The 18144-nt window shown below is 57.0% G+C and carries 16 protein-coding genes; 8 read left to right on the forward strand and 8 right to left on the reverse strand.

Annotation, left to right across the window (positions count from 1 at the left end):
• Window positions 1-6: 6 nt before the first annotated feature.
• From ACOQOT_RS04585 to ACOQOT_RS04610, 6 genes are all read left to right on the forward strand, one after another.
• Window positions 7-1128 carry a class I SAM-dependent methyltransferase gene (locus ACOQOT_RS04585; RefSeq protein ID WP_420561196.1) on the forward strand — a complete coding sequence of 374 codons (1122 nt, stop codon included), beginning with the start codon at window positions 7-9 and terminating at the stop codon, window positions 1126-1128.
• Between the two features lie 118 nt (window positions 1129-1246).
• Window positions 1247-2158: a class I SAM-dependent methyltransferase gene (locus ACOQOT_RS04590; protein ID WP_420561197.1), complete on the forward strand. Its 912-nt coding sequence runs from the start codon at window positions 1247-1249 to the stop codon at window positions 2156-2158.
• An 11-nt stretch (window positions 2159-2169) separates the two neighbouring features.
• Window positions 2170-3159 carry an NAD-dependent epimerase/dehydratase family protein gene (locus tag ACOQOT_RS04595; RefSeq protein ID WP_420561198.1) on the forward strand — a complete coding sequence of 330 codons (990 nt, stop codon included), beginning with the start codon at window positions 2170-2172 and terminating at the stop codon, window positions 3157-3159.
• Between the two features lie 70 nt (window positions 3160-3229).
• Complete coding sequence (locus ACOQOT_RS04600) at window positions 3230-3949, forward strand: hypothetical protein (protein WP_420561199.1); 720 nt, start codon at window positions 3230-3232, stop codon at window positions 3947-3949.
• Window positions 3934-4833 carry a methionyl-tRNA formyltransferase gene (locus tag ACOQOT_RS04605; RefSeq protein ID WP_420561200.1) on the forward strand — a complete coding sequence of 300 codons (900 nt, stop codon included), beginning with the start codon at window positions 3934-3936 and terminating at the stop codon, window positions 4831-4833. The genes ACOQOT_RS04600 and ACOQOT_RS04605 overlap by 16 nt, the downstream gene beginning before the upstream one ends.
• Before the next feature lie 10 nt (window positions 4834-4843).
• Window positions 4844-6577, forward strand: a complete 1734-nt coding sequence (locus ACOQOT_RS04610) for a glycosyltransferase (RefSeq protein ID WP_420561201.1) — start codon at window positions 4844-4846, stop codon at window positions 6575-6577.
• A gap of 132 nt (window positions 6578-6709) precedes the next feature.
• Here the strand turns inward: ACOQOT_RS04610 and ACOQOT_RS04615 are convergent, their stop codons facing one another.
• From ACOQOT_RS04615 to ACOQOT_RS04625, 3 genes are all read right to left on the reverse strand, one after another.
• Window positions 6710-7096: a DCC1-like thiol-disulfide oxidoreductase family protein gene (locus ACOQOT_RS04615; protein ID WP_420561202.1), complete on the reverse strand. Its 387-nt coding sequence runs from the start codon at window positions 7094-7096 to the stop codon at window positions 6710-6712.
• Window positions 7068-8600 carry a hypothetical protein gene (locus ACOQOT_RS04620; protein ID WP_420561203.1) on the reverse strand — a complete coding sequence of 511 codons (1533 nt, stop codon included), beginning with the start codon at window positions 8598-8600 and terminating at the stop codon, window positions 7068-7070. Before ACOQOT_RS04620 ends, ACOQOT_RS04615 begins: the two co-directional genes overlap by 29 nt.
• A 192-nt stretch (window positions 8601-8792) precedes the next feature.
• Complete coding sequence (locus tag ACOQOT_RS04625) at window positions 8793-10010, reverse strand: acyl-CoA dehydrogenase (protein WP_420561204.1); 1218 nt, start codon at window positions 10008-10010, stop codon at window positions 8793-8795.
• Window positions 10011-10232: 222 nt separating this feature from the next.
• On the opposite strand from ACOQOT_RS04625, the gene ACOQOT_RS04630 reads away from it, so the two are divergent.
• Complete coding sequence (locus ACOQOT_RS04630) at window positions 10233-11966, forward strand: sensor histidine kinase (RefSeq protein ID WP_420561205.1); 1734 nt, start codon at window positions 10233-10235, stop codon at window positions 11964-11966.
• Between the two features lie 78 nt (window positions 11967-12044).
• Here the strand turns inward: ACOQOT_RS04630 and ACOQOT_RS04635 are convergent, their stop codons facing one another.
• The 4 genes from ACOQOT_RS04635 to ACOQOT_RS04650 form a co-directional block, all read right to left on the reverse strand.
• Window positions 12045-12584, reverse strand: a complete 540-nt coding sequence (locus tag ACOQOT_RS04635; RefSeq protein WP_420561206.1) for a hypothetical protein — start codon at window positions 12582-12584, stop codon at window positions 12045-12047.
• A gap of 103 nt (window positions 12585-12687) precedes the next feature.
• Window positions 12688-13104 (reverse strand): hypothetical protein, encoded by a 417-nt coding sequence (locus ACOQOT_RS04640; protein ID WP_420561207.1) that lies wholly within the window; start codon window positions 13102-13104, stop codon window positions 12688-12690.
• A 26-nt stretch (window positions 13105-13130) separates the two neighbouring features.
• Window positions 13131-15023 (reverse strand): alkyl/aryl-sulfatase, encoded by a 1893-nt coding sequence (locus tag ACOQOT_RS04645; protein WP_420561208.1) that lies wholly within the window; start codon window positions 15021-15023, stop codon window positions 13131-13133.
• Between the two features lie 153 nt (window positions 15024-15176).
• Window positions 15177-16334, reverse strand: a complete 1158-nt coding sequence (locus ACOQOT_RS04650; protein ID WP_420561209.1) for a PQQ-dependent sugar dehydrogenase — start codon at window positions 16332-16334, stop codon at window positions 15177-15179.
• Window positions 16335-16485: 151 nt separating this feature from the next.
• Here ACOQOT_RS04650 and ACOQOT_RS04655 point away from each other — a divergent pair, with 151 nt between their 5' ends.
• Window positions 16486-16920: a hypothetical protein gene (locus tag ACOQOT_RS04655; RefSeq protein ID WP_420561210.1), complete on the forward strand. Its 435-nt coding sequence runs from the start codon at window positions 16486-16488 to the stop codon at window positions 16918-16920.
• A gap of 82 nt (window positions 16921-17002) precedes the next feature.
• Here the strand turns inward: ACOQOT_RS04655 and ACOQOT_RS04660 are convergent, their stop codons facing one another.
• Complete coding sequence (locus ACOQOT_RS04660; RefSeq protein ID WP_420561211.1) at window positions 17003-18010, reverse strand: NAD(P)H-dependent flavin oxidoreductase; 1008 nt, start codon at window positions 18008-18010, stop codon at window positions 17003-17005.
• Window positions 18011-18144 lie beyond the last annotated feature (134 nt).

Below are 18144 nucleotides of genomic sequence, written 5' to 3' on the forward strand. Positions count from 1 at the left end.
TAAGCCATGAAAAGAACATCTATCAAGCATTTGAGGTCGCCGAACTCCTTGAAAGAGTTGGAACTAGAGGAGTTTGACGCGCGTGGAGAGGATGTGCTGAAAGGGGTGTTGTGGGAACCCAAAACCGAAAACTGGTTCCCGATATTGGATGGGTTGCCGGTGTTTCCGAGCAAGGCGCTTCAGATTGATCTGCGGGATTTCGCAGCGGCTCATGACCTGCCGTTGACAGAGGAGCTTCCTCAGGATGACAGAGGGCAAAGCATAACGAGCAAAACTTTCTCGGACAAATGGCAACGCTTCAAGAATTACGGGATGGAGAAGCAGCATCAGGAGTTCCTTCTTGACTGGTACCGGAAGAAGTTCGGTCTCCCCACGCTTGAGGCGCTGGATGGATTTTACGCCTCAAAGTCTAGGATTTTAGAAGTAGGCCCTGGTTCCGGATTCCATACGCGGCTTATGGCCGAGAAGAGCGGAGCCGAGGTGGTTGCCGTCGACATCTCTGAGGGCGCTCGGACGAGCTATGAGAACTCCAGAGGTCTTGATACTGTGACCGTGGTACAGGCTGACCTATTTGAGGCGCCCGTGCCCGATGATTATTTTGACTTCATTGTGGCTGATGGCGTGCTGCATCACACACCGGATACGTTTGGCGGCGTGAAGGCGCTTTACCGGAAACTTGCGCCTGGGGGACAGTTCTTTTTCTATGTTTACAGGAAGATGGGACCCGTTAGGCAATTCGTCGATGAAACTCTTCGGGAGACCTTCACCAAGATGGGGCCTGAAGAATGCTACGAGGCATGTGAGGAGATCACCGAGATTGGGCGGCAGTTGTCAAAACTCGATGCCAAGATCGTTTTGGAGAAAGGAGTTCCCGCGCTTGGTCTTCCGGAGGGAGAGCATAATCTGCAGCGCTTCTTTTATTATGGTTTCATGAAGTGCTTCTGGAATGATGCCTTTGACTTCGAAACAAACAACATGGTGAATTTTGACTGGTATCACCCGCATCATGCTTGGCAACATACGGATGATGAGGTGGTCGGCTGGCTGACGAAGCTTGGCGTAGATAGTTATAAAATGAACGACGCAAATCCGAATGGCATTTCTGTTCTGCTGACAAAGCCTGCATGAATACCATCGTGTTTCGTATCATGTGTGAGCCGACCGCTTGAGGAGAGGTGGCAGGTGCCATTGCTCTAGCCAGATAAACCAGCGTACTTGAATAAATCGAACCGAAAAGTAGAGCGATATGACCCTGCTAAGCGCATTACGAAGACTGATGTTGCGGAGGTCCCGGCGGCAATCGGGCCAAGGTCATGCAGTTGGAGCCGGGCTGGCGTCCGCGGAAAGCGTTCAGCGACTTGCGAATGCACTGAATAAGCTTGAGGTCTATGTAACCTTGATGCATGACAATCAGCAGCGGCAAGAACGGCTGAACATGCTGGTCGCACGGGGGGTGATCTCCGGTTTGATGCAGAATAAGGTAGACGAAGTTCCTTCTGTTTCCCCTCCGCAGCGTTCTTTGTCTCTAGAAGAGCAGTTTTCTGTCTTGGCAGAGAGGGCCCCGCTGAATATTGAACAGTGGAAGCAAACCTTTTCGGCGGGAGAAGAAGCATATTCCATCCCAACGGATGCAGATTTAAGTGTCTCGGGGCATCTTGAAGCCGGATATTTCAGGATGTTTGTTAATGCGTACGCTGAGGGGCGGGTGCTTGATATCGGAACGGGGCCCCTTCCGGTTCCAGTTTATCTTGCAGACATTCCCGTTGGCCGTCTCGCCGGAATAGATCCGCTTCCCCCTATCACGCCGCATCCGTTCATCTTTGCGCAAACCTATGCAGAGTTTTTGCCGTGGGAGGATTGCTCGTTTGAAACCGTTACCGTAGGCACGTCGCTGGATCATGTTTACCTGCTCGACGTCGCGCTTGATGAAATTGCTCGTGTACTGACGGCAGAGGGAAAGCTTCTCCTTTGGACAGGTCTCTTTGAAGATACCTTTCCTTATGATCCTTATAGCGCGACAATAACGCCTCCGGATCGCTTCCACCTCTTTCATCCCGGAAAGAATTGGTTTTGGAAGGTTCTGGCAGACAAGTTTGACGTACTTGAAACGATCGAAATCCAGTCTGGTAATTATCTTATAGCACTCGAAAAGAAATAGGGGAGTTGTCGATGGAGTTGAAAGGCAAGAGGGTGCTTGTAATTGGCGGTGGAGGATTGATCGGATCTCATACCGTTGATTTGCTGACGCAAGAAGATGTCGCTGAGATTATTGTCTATGACAACTTTACCCGTGGCAGCATGGGCAATCTGAAAAGCGCGCTGCGCGATCCGCGCGTACGAATATTTGAAGCTGGCGGGGACATAAATCAAACAGATATCTTGCAGGCGGCAATGGAAGGCGTTGATGGCGTATTTCACTTTGCCGCTTTATGGTTGCTTCAATGCCATGAATATCCGAGATCAGCCTTCAAGACGAATATAGAGGGTACGTTCAATGTCTTGGATGCCTGCGTCAAGGCGGGAGTACAGCGTCTGGTTTATTCGTCATCGGCATCCGTCTACGGTGACGCGCTAACCGAGCCAATGACTGAAGATCATCCTTTCAACAACAAGAATTTCTATGGTGCCACGAAGATCGCTGGCGAAGCGATGCTGACCGCTTACTGCCATAGATACGGTCTGAACGCTGTGGGGCTGCGCTATATGAACGTGTACGGGCCCCGCCAGGACTATAAAGGCGCATATATCGCTGTCATCATGAAGATGCTCGATGCGATCGATGCCGGACAAGGCCCCACCATCCTGGGTGACGGCAGTGAGGCGTTCGACTTCGTTGCGGTAGAGGACTGTGCTCGCGCAAACATCCATGCCATGAAGGGCGACACGACGTCCACTTTCTATAATGTAGGCACGGGTATCAGAACTTCTCTCAAGACGCTGGCGGAGCTTCTGATTGAGCTGACGGGTAGCGAGCACGAAATCATCTACGCGCCGCGCAGCGCAGCTACACTGGTCCGTAACCGTATTGGTTGCCCCGAAAAGGCAGAAGCCGAGATCGGCTTCAAGGCGGTTTATGGTCTGAAGGAAGGTCTGCAACGACTGATAGAGTGGCGTAGGGCGCATATCGAAGAAGTTGAGGAAAGACGAAAGAAGCAGTGAATGCTGTTGTGGCTTGGTGGGCAGCTGGAATGAATAACCTATGATAGTTCTTTCTTTTGATACCGATCATATGACCGACAACATGATGGGGCTTTTTTTGTCGGAGTGTTTACCGTCCGAAGTTCCGACGACTTTTTTTTGCACACAGCGTTACTCCGAGCTAGCGAAACGTCGTAATGCGGAAATCGCGTTGCATCCGGTATTGGATCACACACATGACTGGAAAAGCATTACGGAAGGCATGATTGCTGACATAGGAAGCACGGAAGGGGTGTCGGGCATCAGAGCGCATTCCTGCGCTTACCAGCAAAAATATGGGGTGCTTTTGAGCGAACTGGGGCTCCATTATGTAAGCCAGGTCACGCTGCCTTTCGAATGTGAAGTGGAACCTTTCATGCATCCATGGGGAATATGGGAGATTCCGATACGCTATATGGATAATATGGATATGTGGGCCAGCGAGCGCAGCGGGCTTACGGCCCGGAAATTCTCCGTGAAGGTGCTGGAGGCGGCCATTTCTAGCAAAACGCCATTTTGCTTTGATTTCCATCCTGTCCATATACTCCTGAATACGTCTTGCATGGAGGATTATGCGCGCTGGGCCGAAGCCGGGCGGCCAGAAATTTCCGCGCTCGCGCGGAATAGAAATTATGGGGTCAGAGACTATTTCAATGACCTTCTGCAGCTTGCCGCTGATGCGAATGCGGAATTTTCTACTTGCCGGGATATCCTCGGCAGTATCGGCCCGAACGGAGAAGCCGGGAGGAGGGTGGCGTGCGCGTCGGCGTAATTGGCCGGTCACAAATGCTGTATAATTCCGTGAAAGCCGTCGCGGATGCAGGGTACGAAATCGCCTTTGTCGCGACGGCGAAAGAGGCGCCGGAGTATACAGCGACGGCTGAGGATTTCAGGCAGCTTGCAAAGTCTTTGGATGTCCCGTTCTTCAGAAGATTGGATCTGGAAAACGAAGACTCGATCCGTCATGCCTCGCGCGAAATCGATATCGCGATCACTATGAACTGGCCGCGGATTTTTACAGAATCTGTCACGTCCCTATTCGGCAAGGGGATAATAAACGCCCATGGATCGCTTTTACCCAAATACAGGGGAAATGCCTGTCCGAACTGGGCAATCATAAATGGGGAAACCGAGACCGGTTTTACGATACATCTCGTTGAGCCGGATGCGCTCGATACCGGTGATATCGTATTCCAGAAAAGCATGCCCATGACCGAGCACACATATATTGGCGACGTGTATCAATGGTTGGAAGACGAGATACCGGCAGGATTCTGTTCGGCATTGAATAATTTGAATGCTGAGGGCTTCAGTCCCAGGGCCCAGGACGAAAGGGAAGCCATTAGAGGATATCCACGGCGGCCAGAAGATGGGCGTTTGGATTTCTCACGAGCCGCATACGACCTCCATCGTCTTGTACGGGCATCCTCGTATCCGTTCGAGGGCGCTTACTGTCATTTCGAACGAGATGTAGTGGTTCGTGTGTTCCGGGCTCGGGTAGTTGAACTTTCGACGGTCAGCCTTTGTGTTCCTGGTCAGGTTCTCCAGCTAGAAAACGGTGTGCCCTCAGTCGCTACTGGGGATGGCGCAATACAGTTCGAGGAATTTGAAGCAGTGCATCCGATCCATATTACCCGCCGATCACGTTTTTATTGATGTTCAGAAAATGAGAAAGCGCATACTGCATGTTGGCAACATCGCCAACAACGCATTGATAAATGCCGGAATATTGGCGTCTGCAGGGTACGAAAACCATGTGGCGGCACCGGACTTGTATCATTTTGCTACCACACCGGAATGGCAATTCCTTGGTGAAAGTATCGGTCGTGGCGATATCGGTCCGGACTACTTTCCTAACTTCTTCAAGTTCAACGAGGCCAAGGATGTCCGTCCTCGTTGGTTTGCGCAGGGACCGTATCATTACGTTGTGAATTACCTGTACTATTTGGTTTCTGGAGACCAAGAAGCTGCAGATATGTGTTGGTCTATGCTTCAATATCAGCGCTTCAAGGCTATCCGGTATCAAACGACCTCACCGCAACGGATATTGGAGGAGGCTGGGCAGTTTGAAGACTCGCTCAAGGAGTTGGATGTCGCTTCGGTCTTCCATGAAGAGCTGTGGAGGGGGTGGGAACTGGACTATGCGATTCGACGGGTTTACGAGATAATTCTGGACATTTCTGGGGATGAGACCATGGAAGCAGTATCGCCCCCCTTTCCGGCCGACTGGTTGAGTTATTATGCGTCTTTCCGGGGGGATTTTGCTGAAGAACTTGCGCAGTGGCGATCCAGTCGGCTTGCAGTGTTTAGCGGACTTCAAAGGATTGTTCCAACGGATGAAGGGCCGGCGCAGAGTAAAATTAGTTGGTTGGTAGCGTTTTGTCAGAGAACGCTAAGTTCATTCCTGCCGCAGGCGGTGCTGGAAAGGGAAACTGTCTCGTCTATGGATGTAGATGGGGCCCCTTACGAAGGGGTTATTGATGAGTGGAAGTTGCTGCTTTCCCGGTACGAGCATCGGATCATGTATGGGACAAGTCCTATATTGGCTTACTTGGCAAATGCGCATCCTTATGTGGCGTTTGAGCACGGCACCATCCGGTCTATGCCATTCGAGGGCGGTTCAGAAGCGCGTTTGCTGGCAGCCTCGTACGAGCAGGCCGATGCCGTGTTTCTGACGAACACAGACTATATTACGGCAAAGCCACGCTTGGAGTTTGACGAAGCCAAACGATACTATGCGCCTCATCCGTTCGATGAAAAACCTCTCATCGAATTTTCCCGTTCCTATAAAGTGAGACGCTCCGCGGAGAAGACGGTCTTTCTGGCTCCTGCGAGGCAGGATTGGGCGAGGAACGATCCGAAATGGTCGAAAGCCAACAACCTTATTGTTGAGGCTGCAGCGTTATTGCGCGGCAGAGCGGAGGATGCCTTCGTTGTTCATTTCATAGAGTGGGGCGACGATGTGCAGGCTACACAGGATTTGATCGCAGAGAAAGGTCTTGAGGAAAACTTCCTCTGGCATGCGCCAAAAACAAAGCGGGACTTATGGAAAGCATACTTGGATGCGCATGCGGTTATTGACCAGTTCCTGATTTCCGTGATCAGTGGGGTAACTTTTGAGGCGCTTGCACTCGGTTGCCGCGTAATTACCAAGGATGATGGTATTTGCAACCATGAGTTTTTTGAGGGGCACCCGCCGCCATTATTTGCGGCGTCGACGCCCGAGGAGATCGCAGAGCAGATGCGCAAAGTGATGGAAGATCCCTGTGACATATCAGGCTGGGGGCAACGCGCTCAGGACTGGGTTCTCGAATATCATTCGGCAGAACGCTTGGTGAATTTGCAGGAAAGGGCTTTTGAAAAGATGAGCGCCTCGTATGGCCCGCGAATTGTCAGGTAAAAGCCCGTTGTTTGTCACCCGCTCGTTAAGGGCATGCAGGGTTTGGATTGTGCTGAAGTCTCTTTCCGCCATATATAGGGAGCACGGTTGAGCAAGGCCTATTGAGATATGCAGATGAAGGATTTCTTCAATCTACAGTTCTGTCTTTCCGAGGAGTCTCAACAACAATTTCCGTCCTCGAACCAGCGTAGGATAAATATGTCTCGATAGGCGTGGTGAAGAAAAGAGCTTGAGCATCAATTTCGAGAATAATGAATCCCCATCGCCCAAGCTGCTTATCATCACCAATGCATCATCGCCATAATAGACGACATCGTTAACTCGAATGATCATCCCGTCATTCACATTCATCCCTGCGTCAAGGAAATGTGCGACGAGTGCGGGTTGCTGCCTCGCATTCAGAACCTGAATGTTTGGGGCCGCATGCCGTAGCCTTGCCATGGCTACAAATCGACTGCAGACGGGACATTCTCCATCATATAAGAGGATATCATCTGAGGGTCGACTTGCAGGTGTCATACAGTTCCACCGTCTCTGCTGTTTGCCGTTCCGGAAAGACTTGGCCGCATGCTTCCCATCTCACCTCTGCCGGTCTGTTTTCAGTGTTTGATATTACTGTGCCACGAAGCAAATAGAAATTCTCAACCTCTGTCATATCGGTGGTTCCGCGCTCGGATACAAGGTGATCGGGAGCGCGAAAATCGCCAAAAACCCATCCGTCAGCATCAAGTTTTCGCGTTGCGATCAGCAGTGTCTGCAGACCGCGTATATCTGTTATCGCTGGAGACCCTTCGTTATTCAAAATTGAACGCACGTATATATCCATGGTGTTGGAGTGGCGGAATTCTATAAATCCGCCATGATTGAGGGGGAACCGCTTAAATTCATTTGTTTCACGGTCAAACCGGCCGACACTGTAAACGGTCTTGATTTCGTCCATTGAAGGATACCTCCAGCCGAACTGCATGTAATTGTAGAATGGGGGCATCCAGTAGCCGAGAGGAGGTAAGAACGCGATTGCAAGAGGGACGGCCAGTACAATGCTCCATTGCCAGTTCGCAAGTCCGGTATTCGCACTACCATCCGGATGTGCTTTGACCATCTGTCCAGTTTTCCATTCCTGGTATTTGTCCCAAGCCCGCCCCCACGGGATGCTTATGCCCAGCGCGATGGCGGTCCAGGTAAAGAACATAATCCCGGTAGCAATGAACACGAACAGGTGATACGCGACACTGAACAGGCCCGCATGGTAGCGAATGAACAGTATGAAGGGAGCCAAAATCCACAGGAACTGCTCGATCAGTACAACGAGAGCTGCGAAATCATCCAGGATCGCATATTGCACCATAAGGTTGGATATTGGAGCTGCAAAAAAGCTCAGCCAGCCTGGCATTTGCTGACCGTGCATTAGTGTGCTGATGGAATAGTAATTTCCGATATTGACGTTCAGAACCCACGCGGGGTCAAAGACCAGCTTGGAAAGAAACGCCAGAAAATAATATGCGGAGACGAACAGTATGATCATCAAGCCCAAGGCGGCTGAATGACGATTGTCAACGTTCCTGAATGCAGTAGCTTCTTGAAGTCTGACAGGGGCTGCTATCAGGATAAAAAGAATTACGAGCGGGGTGTCCAAGTCCCACATGTTGGCGCGCCATAAAAAACCCGATGTATCCAGCACCAGCAACGCAAGAAAAGCCGATGCGAAAAGAAGTCGCTTGGGAAAAGCGATACATAGAAGGAGAAGTACGGCAACCACTAACTGAAGTGACCGTGGATCAATCGCTTCTTGGTAAATCCCACACTGCGCGCTACTGACCAGATTGTAGAGCCAATTCGGAGGGAACCAGTAAATAGGTGCCCGATCACATAAGACCTCGAGCGCCGAAAAATCTTTGGAAAGGCATTTGTAGATTGTGGCCGCAAAAACCAGAATGATGAAAATGCGTATATCGATGGGGCGATGTGCAAGCTTGAGACGCGGCCATTGCCAGTCTTTATTTAAATACAGAAAGTTTCGCACTATCCCCCCCGGGTAACATTTTCACATTGGTGCACAATCTTCTTCATCGATTGCGATTATAGTTTCCAGCCTAAAGTTTACAGCACGAAATTCCAGTCTCAGGTTTATGCGTCTATACGGGCCTGGAAAGTTTGCGTGCCCCCCTGTTTCCTTGCAACAAGAGAGCAGCGTCGAGCGCAGCTTAATCCCCCCTCAAAAAAACGCCTGGATCCCAGTCTGCTCTCTGCCAAGGATCAGCGCATGCACGTCGTGGGTGCCTTCATAGGTGTTCACCGCTTCCAGGTTCATGACGTGGCGGATGACGTGGTATTCGTCGGAGACGCCGTTGCCGCCATGCATGTCGCGGGCGGTGCGGGCGATGTCGAGGGCTTTGCCGCAATTGTTCCGTTTCATGAGGGAGATGGCGGCCGGCGCCGCGGTGCCGGCATCGAACATGCGCCCGAGCTGCAGGCAGCTTTGCAGGCCGAGGGTGATTTCGGTCTGCATGTCGGCGAGTTTCTTCTGGATGAGCTGATTGGCGGCAAGCGGGCGGCCGAACTGTTTACGGTCCAGCGTATATTGCCGCGCTGCGTGCCAGCAGAATTCCGCAGCCCCCATGGCGCCCCAGGCGATGCCGTAGCGCGCCCGGTTGAGGCAGCCGAAGGGGCCGGCCAGGCCGCGTACATTGGGCAGGATGTTGTCCTCGGGCACGAACACGTCGTCGAGCACGATCTCCCCGGTGATAGAGGCGCGCAGCGAGAACTTGCCTTCGATCTTCGGCGTCTTGAAGCCCTCGAAACCGCGCTCCACGATGAAGCCGCGGATCGTGCCGTCCTTGCCCGGCGTCTCCTCGAGCTTCGCCCAGACGACGGCAAGGTCGGCGATGGGCGAATTGGTGATCCACATTTTCGCGCCGTTCAGCCGGTAGCCGCCATCGACTTTCACCGCCCGCGTCACCATGGAGCCGGGGTCGGAGCCATGGTCGGGCTCGGTCAGGCCGAAACAGCCCACCCATTCGCCGGTGGCGAGCTTCGGCAGATATTTTTCCCGCTGCTCCTCTGAGCCATAAGCATAGATCGGATGCATGACGAGGCTCGACTGCACGGACATGGCCGAGCGGTAGCCGGAATCGACCCGCTCCACCTCGCGCGCCGCAAGCCCATAGGAGACGTAGGAAAGGCCCGCGCAGCCGTATTTTTCGGGCAGGGTGAGGCCCAAGAGCCCCTGTTCGCCCATCTCGTTCATGATTTCCCGGTGGAAGATCTCGTGCCGGTTCGCCTCCAGCACCCGGGGGAAGAGCTTGCCTTGGGCGAAGTTATGGGCCGTGTCCCGCACCATGCGTTCTTCCTCGCTCAGCTGGGAGGAAAGCGCCAGCGGGTCTTCCCAGTTGAAGGGGGGCAGAAGGGGGTTGGGCTTGGGTTCGGCGGCCATGGCAATTCCTCGTCGCGGGAGCAAAAACTGGCGCCCTTATAACAGGCGCCGCTGCGTCAGGTAAGGCATCGCGTGATTATTTAGCTGCGCGGCCGTCCTTTTCCAGGCGCTGCCGCGCTGCGCGCCGTCACGCACTTGTGTTCATGTCAGAATGGCAAGTTTACGATTATTTCCAGCCGTTCTGGCAAGCTTCTTTGCAGGTTTGGGGGCGGAGAAGCAGATTTGTCGGATCAGGCACAAACAATCGGAAAGCAGGAGCGGCCGCCGCTTTTCCGGATACGCCTCTCGGCCACCCGCGAGCTGGTGCTGAAGAATTGCCGCTTGTGCTGGCGCATCACGGCGGCGGTCTTTCTTTCCATCCTCTTCATCGAGGCGCTGATCCTCATCCCCTCCTACCGCAATTACGAGACCGACCGGCTGGGCGCCGCCTTCGCGGCCGCCGATGCCGCGCTGACGGCAAGTTTGATGCAGGCCTCCCGTCAGGGCACCGGGGTGCCCGGGCAGGCGGCGGAGGATATTTTGGGCGTTGCCAATATTTCCGGCCTCGTCTTTCTCAACGGCAAGGCGGAGCCGCTGCGCCGGCTCGGGGAGCCGCTGGCGGACCCGGAGGGTGAGGCGCTGGCCGGCGCGGTCGTTCAGGAGGGCCGCGCGCGGGCGGCACAGCTGCGCCGGATCGAGGCCCGCGGCACCTACCTTCTCTGGGTCACGGTGGAAACGCCGGGCCTGACGGGCGAGCTGCTCTCCTTCCTCGTGCGTATTGCCGCGCTGGTGGCGCTGGTCTCGATCGTGGTGACGGTCTCCACCATGCTGGTGCTGCGCTGGGCGGTGCTCAAACGCTTGATCGAGCTTGAAAATGCGGTCTGCGCGGCCTCGCGGGACCTGCCCCATGCCGAGCGCTATCAGGTGGCGCTGGAAGAGGTGAGCCGGGATAGCCGGAAAGACGAGCTGGGCGCGCTGGTGGGCGGGGTGAACAGCCTTTTGCGCTCCGTCTCCCAGTCCATCGCGGAGATCGAGCACCGCGAGCAGCGCCTAGCGAGCCTTAACGCCTCGCTGGAAAATCGGGTTTGGGAGCGCACGGCGGAGCTGGAAGCGGCGCAGAAGGAAGCGGTGGCCGCCAGCAATGCCAAATCCGCCTTCCTTGCCAATATGAGCCATGAGCTGCGCACCCCGCTTAATGCCATTATCGGCTTTTCCGAGGTTATCTCGGACGAGCTGCTCGGCCCCATCCAGCAGCCGCGCTATGTGGAATATGCCCGCGATATTCTGGGCAGCGGCCAGCACCTTTTGTCCATCATCAATGATGTGCTGGACCTCTCGCGCATCGAGGCGAACCGGGCAAAACTCGATCTCGGCACGTTCGATCTCAACTGCGTGGTGCGGGAGATTACCCGCCTGCTTTTCATCAAGGCGCAGGAGCGCGGCGTCACGCTTTCCAAGCTGCTGCCCGAGCGGCCGACCGTTCTTCATGCGGATGAACGGCTGATCAAGCAGACCCTGCTCAACCTGGCTGCCAATGCCATCAACTTCACCGAAGAAGGCGGCGATGTCGTTATCGCCGTCGCGCCCGGGCCGGACCACGTCCATATCGAGGTGCGCGACAGCGGCATCGGTATCGACAAGAAGGACCTGGAAAACGTCATCAAGCCGTTCCGTCAGGTTGCCCATGTGGAATTCCGCTCGCATCAGGGCACGGGGCTCGGCCTGCCGCTTTCCAAGCGCTTTGTCGAGCTGCATGGCGGCAGCTTCAAAATCACCTCCGAGCTGCATGTAGGCACCGTAGTGAGCATCTGCCTGCCGCGCGCTGCCGTGCAGGTGGATGAGGAAGGGGAAGGGCGCCCGGCAGACACCCAGGAAGGCGCACAGGCAGAGGGCGCGCAAAGGAGGCGTAGCGCGGCCCTGCAGGAGGGAGACGAGGCGGGAGCGGCAGCGCTCGGCCGCCCGGCCGCTCTGGGTTAGCTCCCGCGGCATGAGGAGGAGGGCGCGGCGACGCGCGCCCTTCCGCCTTGTCTCCCATTTTCCGGGGGTAGTGGCCTCTCAGGCAGGTGCTTCGCCGTCGAGATAGGCATAGGCCTCGGAAAGCGCCGCCTCGGGGCTTTCGGGCAGGGCGGGCCAGCCTTGTTCCGCCAGGCGGCGCAGCCGTTCCATCAGCCGCACCAGCTCTTCGGCGCTGAAACCCAGATTGGCCTGCAACCCCTCGCGCGCGCCCCCGCGCAATGTGAAATGCGGCACCGGCGTTCCCTCATAAATGGGGCTCTTGCCCAGCGCGCCGAGGTGAAAACGTTCCACGTCCCGCCAGTCATAGTGCCGGGGCGGGCCCGCACCGTCGGTAATGGCAAAGCCGCGCTTGTCGATCGTCAGCGCGCCGGCGCCGAGCCCGGTGCTTTTCAGCGCGTAATAGGAAATAAGGAGCGGGAAGGGCAGGCAGATGAGAAGCGCCGTGCCCAGGCGCATCGCGCCTGTCGCGCTTGTGACAAGGAAGAGGGCGCCAAGCGTGAAGGCCCAGGCAAGGCCCATGGCCCGGAGCGTGCCCTGGCGGTCCGGCGCGATGTGAAGCTTCCAGTCATTTTCGCTCATGGCCGTCTCCAGCTCTTCCTAAAGGCAAGCATGGCCGGGGCCGCAAAAAGAGGGAAGCTGCACATTTGACCGGCTTGACAAAACATGCCGCGCCGTGCCGCGCTCAGGTTTCCTCACTGGAAAGCTGAAAGGTCTCGATGACCGCCGGATGGACGAGTTTCGCATGGAGGGTGAGGAGAATGATCTGCCCGTCCAGCGAGCCTTCTTCCTCGAGCGCCGCCTCGATGCGCCGTTCCTGCTGGCGGGCGAGCACGGGATTGTTGACGCTGGAAAAAGCATCGGGCCCGATCATGCAATAAGCGGCGAGAGCGGCTGCCTCCTCATAATCACATGTCTCGGGCCGGGCAGGGGCGGCCTCCCGCAGCAATTTGACGAGCGTCAGCTTCACCGCTTCGGGCATGAGATTGGGATGCAGATCGACTTCCCTCAGCGCTTTGTCGAGGGCGCGCAGATCGGCCGAGCGGCCAAAGCGCCCCAGAAAGCCGAGCGAGGGAAAAGCGGAAGACCTGTTCTCTGTCATGGCTCAAGTCTGCCACAGGCCGGGCCTTAAGGCATCACAATCTCGAACCAGAAATCGAACGTGTCGAGGAAGGAAAGAAGATCGGTAAGCGCCACCTCATCGCCGGTCAGCTTTGCCGCACCCGATGCTTTCAGGTCCGAAAGCTCCTTTTCCCGGATCACGAGCTCGATGAAATCCATCCGCGTGATGGCAAGCGTCAGGTCCGCATCGTCATGGGTCTTGCCGGGCTCGTGGCGCAGCGTCGCGTTTTCCAGCGAGACAAGAAAATGCTCGCCCGTATCCGTGATGGTCAGGTTGATGGCGAATTCCCGCCGCCCGGCTTTCGGGCCGTTGAGCCGCACGGAAAGCGCGTCCAGCACTTCGTTCACGGGCAGCGTTTTCAGCTGGCCGTTGGCGCCGGGGCGGGGCACGTTGGAAGGCGCGCGCGGGCTGCGCAGCTCCTGCGCGCCGGTGAGATAAAACGCGCGCCAGGGCCCGCTTTCAGCCTGATAGCCCATCTGCTCCAGCGCATCGGCCTGCAGATGCCGCGCCTCTTCGTTTGAAGGGTCGGCAAAGACGAGATGATTGACGATCTCCGCCACCCAGCGGTACTCGCCTTTTTCAAAAGCGGCGCGCGCGGTTTTCAGCACGCCGTCCGCCCCGCCCATGGCCTCCACATAGCGCTTGCCGGCTTCTTCGGGCGGCAGCTTGTGCAGGTTCGCCGGGTTGCCGTCGAACCAGCCAAGATAGCGCTGATAGACGGCTTTGGCATTGTGATTGAGCGTGCCGTAATAGCCCCGGCTGAACCATTCTTCTTCCAGCGAGGGCGGCATGCGGATTTCTTCGGCGATCTCCGCCGGCACCAGTCCGTGATTGGCAAGGCGCAGCGTCTGGTCATGCACATATTTGTACATGTCGCGCTGCTTCTTCAAAAAGTCGCGGGCGCGGTCCTCGCCCCAGCGCGGCCAGTGGTGGCTGGCGAAAAGCACGTCCGTCTTGCCCGCGAAAAGCTCGATCGCCTCGTTGATGTAATAGGACCAGGCTTTGGCATCGCGCACCTGCGCCCCGCGGGGCGTGTAGATATTGTGCAAATGGCAGGAGCAATTCTCCGCCATGCAGAGCGCCTTGAATTGCGGGAAATAGAAATTCATTTCCGAAGGCGCTTCGGTATCGGGCGTGACCTGGAAAACGATTTCCACCCCGTCGATGGTCAGCGTTTCGCCCGTCTCGCAAATGCTTTTCGTCGGCGGCACGAGGCTGACCGAGCCCATGGAAACGGTCTTGCCGAGGCCGGCATCGACATGTCCCTTAGGCCCGCGCGGCAAAAGCGCGCCGTACATATATGTCGCGCGCCGGCCCATGGCATTGCCCGCGAGCACGTTTTCGCTCACCGCCGCTTCCAGAAAGCCTTCCGGCGCGATGATGGTCAGGCCCTTTGCAATATCTTCGTCCGAGATAACGCCCTTGATGCCGCCATAATGGTCCACATGGGAATGGGTATAGATGACGGCGGTGACGGGCTTGTCGCCCCGGTGCTCGCGCATCAGTTTCAGCGCGGCGGCTGCCGGTTCGGCGGAAATCAGCGGGTCGATGACGATATAGCCCGTCTCCCCTTCGATGAAGGTGATGTTGGAGAGATCGAAATTGCGCACCTGATAGATGCCGGGCGTTACCTCGAACAGCCCGTGAATGGCATTGAGCTTCGCCTGCCGCCAGAGGCTGGGGTTCACCGTGTCCGGCGCGTCGCCTTCCGTAAAGTCGAACTGGCTCATGTCCCAAACGGCATGGCCTGCTTCATGCAACACCTTGGCGTGGGGAATGGTAGCGATGAAGCCGCGCCGCGCGTCCTCGAAATCCTGCCCCGTTTCCTTCGGCAGCTGGTCTTTCAGCGCGGCTTGCGCACAGCAGGTGGCATGTGTGGCGTCTTTCGGCGTTTCCATCTTTCTCTCCCAGCAGCCTTGCGGCACGGTCCGGCTTTTCGCGCAGGTATTGTCGGTGCGGCGGAGCCTAGAGCCAAGCCGCGCGAACGCCAATCCGCCGCGAAAAGCTGTTTCGCGAGGCGGAATTAAAAGGTGTGGTCAAGAGCCCGCGCTTTAAGATCCCGAGGCTTTTGCCGGGGTGAGGCGGAGGATTTTGCCTTCTTCCTCGTCCGTCAGCACCAGAATGGCCCCGTCCGGCGCCACGGCCACATCGCGCAGCCGCGTCTGCTGCGGCACAAGATAGACCTCCTGGGCCTTCGGTGCGCCGTCCTCGATATCGATCCGGCGAAGGCTCATTTCGACAAGCGAGGTAACGAGCAAATCACCTTCCCAGTCCTTGAACATGGCGCCCTCGTAAAGTGCCATGCCGGCCGGGGCGATGGAGGGCGTCCATTCCACCCAGGGCTGTTCCATGCCCGGATATTCCTCATAAGGAGAAATTTGTGCGCCCGAATAATCGACGCCGCCGGTAATCACCGGCCAGCCGTAATTCTTGCCCGGCTCCAGCACGTTGACTTCATCGCCGCCGCGCGGTCCGTGTTCCTGCTCATAAATTCGGTCCGAGGCCGCATCGTAAAGAATGGCCTGCTGATTGCGGTGGCCATAGGTGAAGATTTCCGGCAGCGCGTCATTGTCGTTCACGAAAGGATTGTCCTCAGGCACCGTACCGTCGCGGTTGATGCGCACAACCGTGCCCAGATGATTGGAAAGGCGCTGTGCGTCTTCGCGGTAATCGAAGCCGTCCCCCACTGTCACGAGCAGTGTGCCGTCGCCCTTCAGCGTCATGCGCCCGCCGTAATGAACGGGCGTGTCCTTTTGCGGGCTGGCATCGAAAATCGTCTCGACATTGGAAAGCGCCTTGCCGTCGAACGTGGCGCGCACGACGCGGGTGTTGTTCGCCTCCGGCGTGCCATGGGCGAAGGAAAGATAGATCACGCGGTTTTGCGCAAAGTCCGGGTCGAGCAGCACGTCGAACAGCCCGCCTTGCCCGGCATAATAAACTTCCGGCACGCCGGCCACGGGCTCAGGCATCACCTCGCCGCGGCGCACGAGGCGCAGGCGTCCGGGAAGTTCCGTCACGAGCATGGCACCGTCCGGCAAAAAGGCGACATTCCAGGGATGATCGAGCCCTTCGGCCAGCGTTTCCACATCGAAGGGGGCGGCGTGGACCGCCTCTTGCGCGGCGGCGGGCGTCAGAAGCGCCCCCGCCGCAAATACGGCCCCTGCGAAGGCAGCGATGAAAGGATTGGTCCTTGCAACGTCGTTGGCCATGATGCGCGTCCTCCCGGCTTGGCTCCTCGGTGCCGCGGGCCTTTACCCCGCGTCTTTCGGCGATCATAGTACATCAGAGCGCGCTGCGGGAAACCGATGCGCCGGAACGAAGATCAAAAGATCAAAAACAAAGATCCAGGAGGGGGCATCCATGCGGTTCGTCAATATTGCGGTCGCGTTTATCATCGCGGTTCTGACCGTCACGGTGCTGGGCACCGCATCTCACTCGATCTTTGTGTTAAATGAGCTGGCGGAACTCGGCGTCACGGTCGAGGGGCAGTATCTTTCCAGCATTCTGAACGATCTTGCGGGTATGGGCCCGCTTTACGGCGCGCTGATGGCCATCGGTTTCGTGATCGCCTTCATCGCCGCGCACTTTGTGCAGCTTCTTGCCCCCTCGCTGCGCTGGTTCGTTTACATGGTAGCGGGCGCGGTCTCGGTCTATGTGACGCTTACGGTGATGGGCATTCTCTTCGACATCACGCCCATTGCCGGTGCCCGCTCGGCCCTCGGCATGGCCTTTCAGGCAGGCGCGGGGGCGGTGGCCGGTCTCGTCTATGCGCTGATGACGCCCCGGCGCGATTGAGCGGGGCATAGCTCCCGGCGATGCGGATATGAAAACGGCGGCCCTCAAGGGCCGCCGTTTCCGTTCGGGGGACGCAGTGGTGTTACTCGGCGGCCTGCGCAAGCTGGGCGCGCGCTTCGGCCGGCATCTTCGCCAGGAACTCGCGGCAGGCCTCCACATATTCGCTTTTCAGCCGGGCGACGAGTTCTTCCACCGGCGGGGCATCCTTGATCGAGCCGATGCCCTGGCCGCAGCCCCAGATATCTTTCCAGGCTTTCGATTTCTGGTTGCCGCCGGAGCCGAAATTCATTTTCGACTTGTCGGCTTCGGGCAGATTATGCGGGTCGAGCCCGGCATTGACGATGGACGGCGCCAGATAGTTGCCGTGCACGCCGGTAAAGAGATTGGAATAGACGATGTCTTCGGCAGCCGAGTCTTGCAGCATCTGCTTATAGCCCTGATCGGCATTGGCTTCCTGCGTGGCGATGAAGCGAGAGCCCATATAGGCAAGGTCCGCGCCGAGCGCCTGCGCCGAGGCGATGCCATAACCATCCGAAAGTGCGCCGGAGACGAGCACCGTCCCGTCGAACCATTCCTTCACCTCGCGCACGAGAGCGAAGGGCGAGAGCGTGCCCGCATGGCCGCCGGCACCCGCGCAAACGAGAATGAGCCCGTCGACGCCCTGCTCGGCGGCTTTCTTGGCATGTTTGACGTTGATGACGTCGTGGAAGACCACCCCGCCATAAGAATGGGCGGCGGTGACCACCTCTTCGGGCGGGCGCAGGCTGGTGATGATGATCGGCACTTCCTGGCGCGTGCACACCTCAATGTCGTGCTGCAGCCGGTCGTTGGAGGCATGGCAGATCTGGTTCACCGCGAAAGGCGCGACTTTCTTGTCCGGATTGGCGGCCTGATATTCGGCGAGCTCTTCCTTGATGCGGATGATCCATTCTTCCAGCACATGGGCCGGGCGCGCATTGAGGGCCGGGAAGGACCCGACGATCCCCGCCTTGCACTGGGCGATCACAAGCTCGGGGCCCGAAACGATGAAGAGCGGGGACCCGACCACCGGCAGTTCCAGCCGGTCCTGAAGAATTGAAGGCAGCGCCATGGAATGGCTCCTTGAGCAGTTTCCGATTGAGCGGTTTCTTTCGACCGGTGAGCAATATAGGTCAGCGGGTCCGCGCCGTCTTGTACGCTTACAATCAATCACCGGATCAAAAATGCGCAAGGCGCATGGGAAAA

This window comes from Tepidicaulis sp., from assembly GCF_965222285.1.
Classification (GTDB): domain Bacteria; phylum Pseudomonadota; class Alphaproteobacteria; order Parvibaculales; family Parvibaculaceae; genus Tepidicaulis.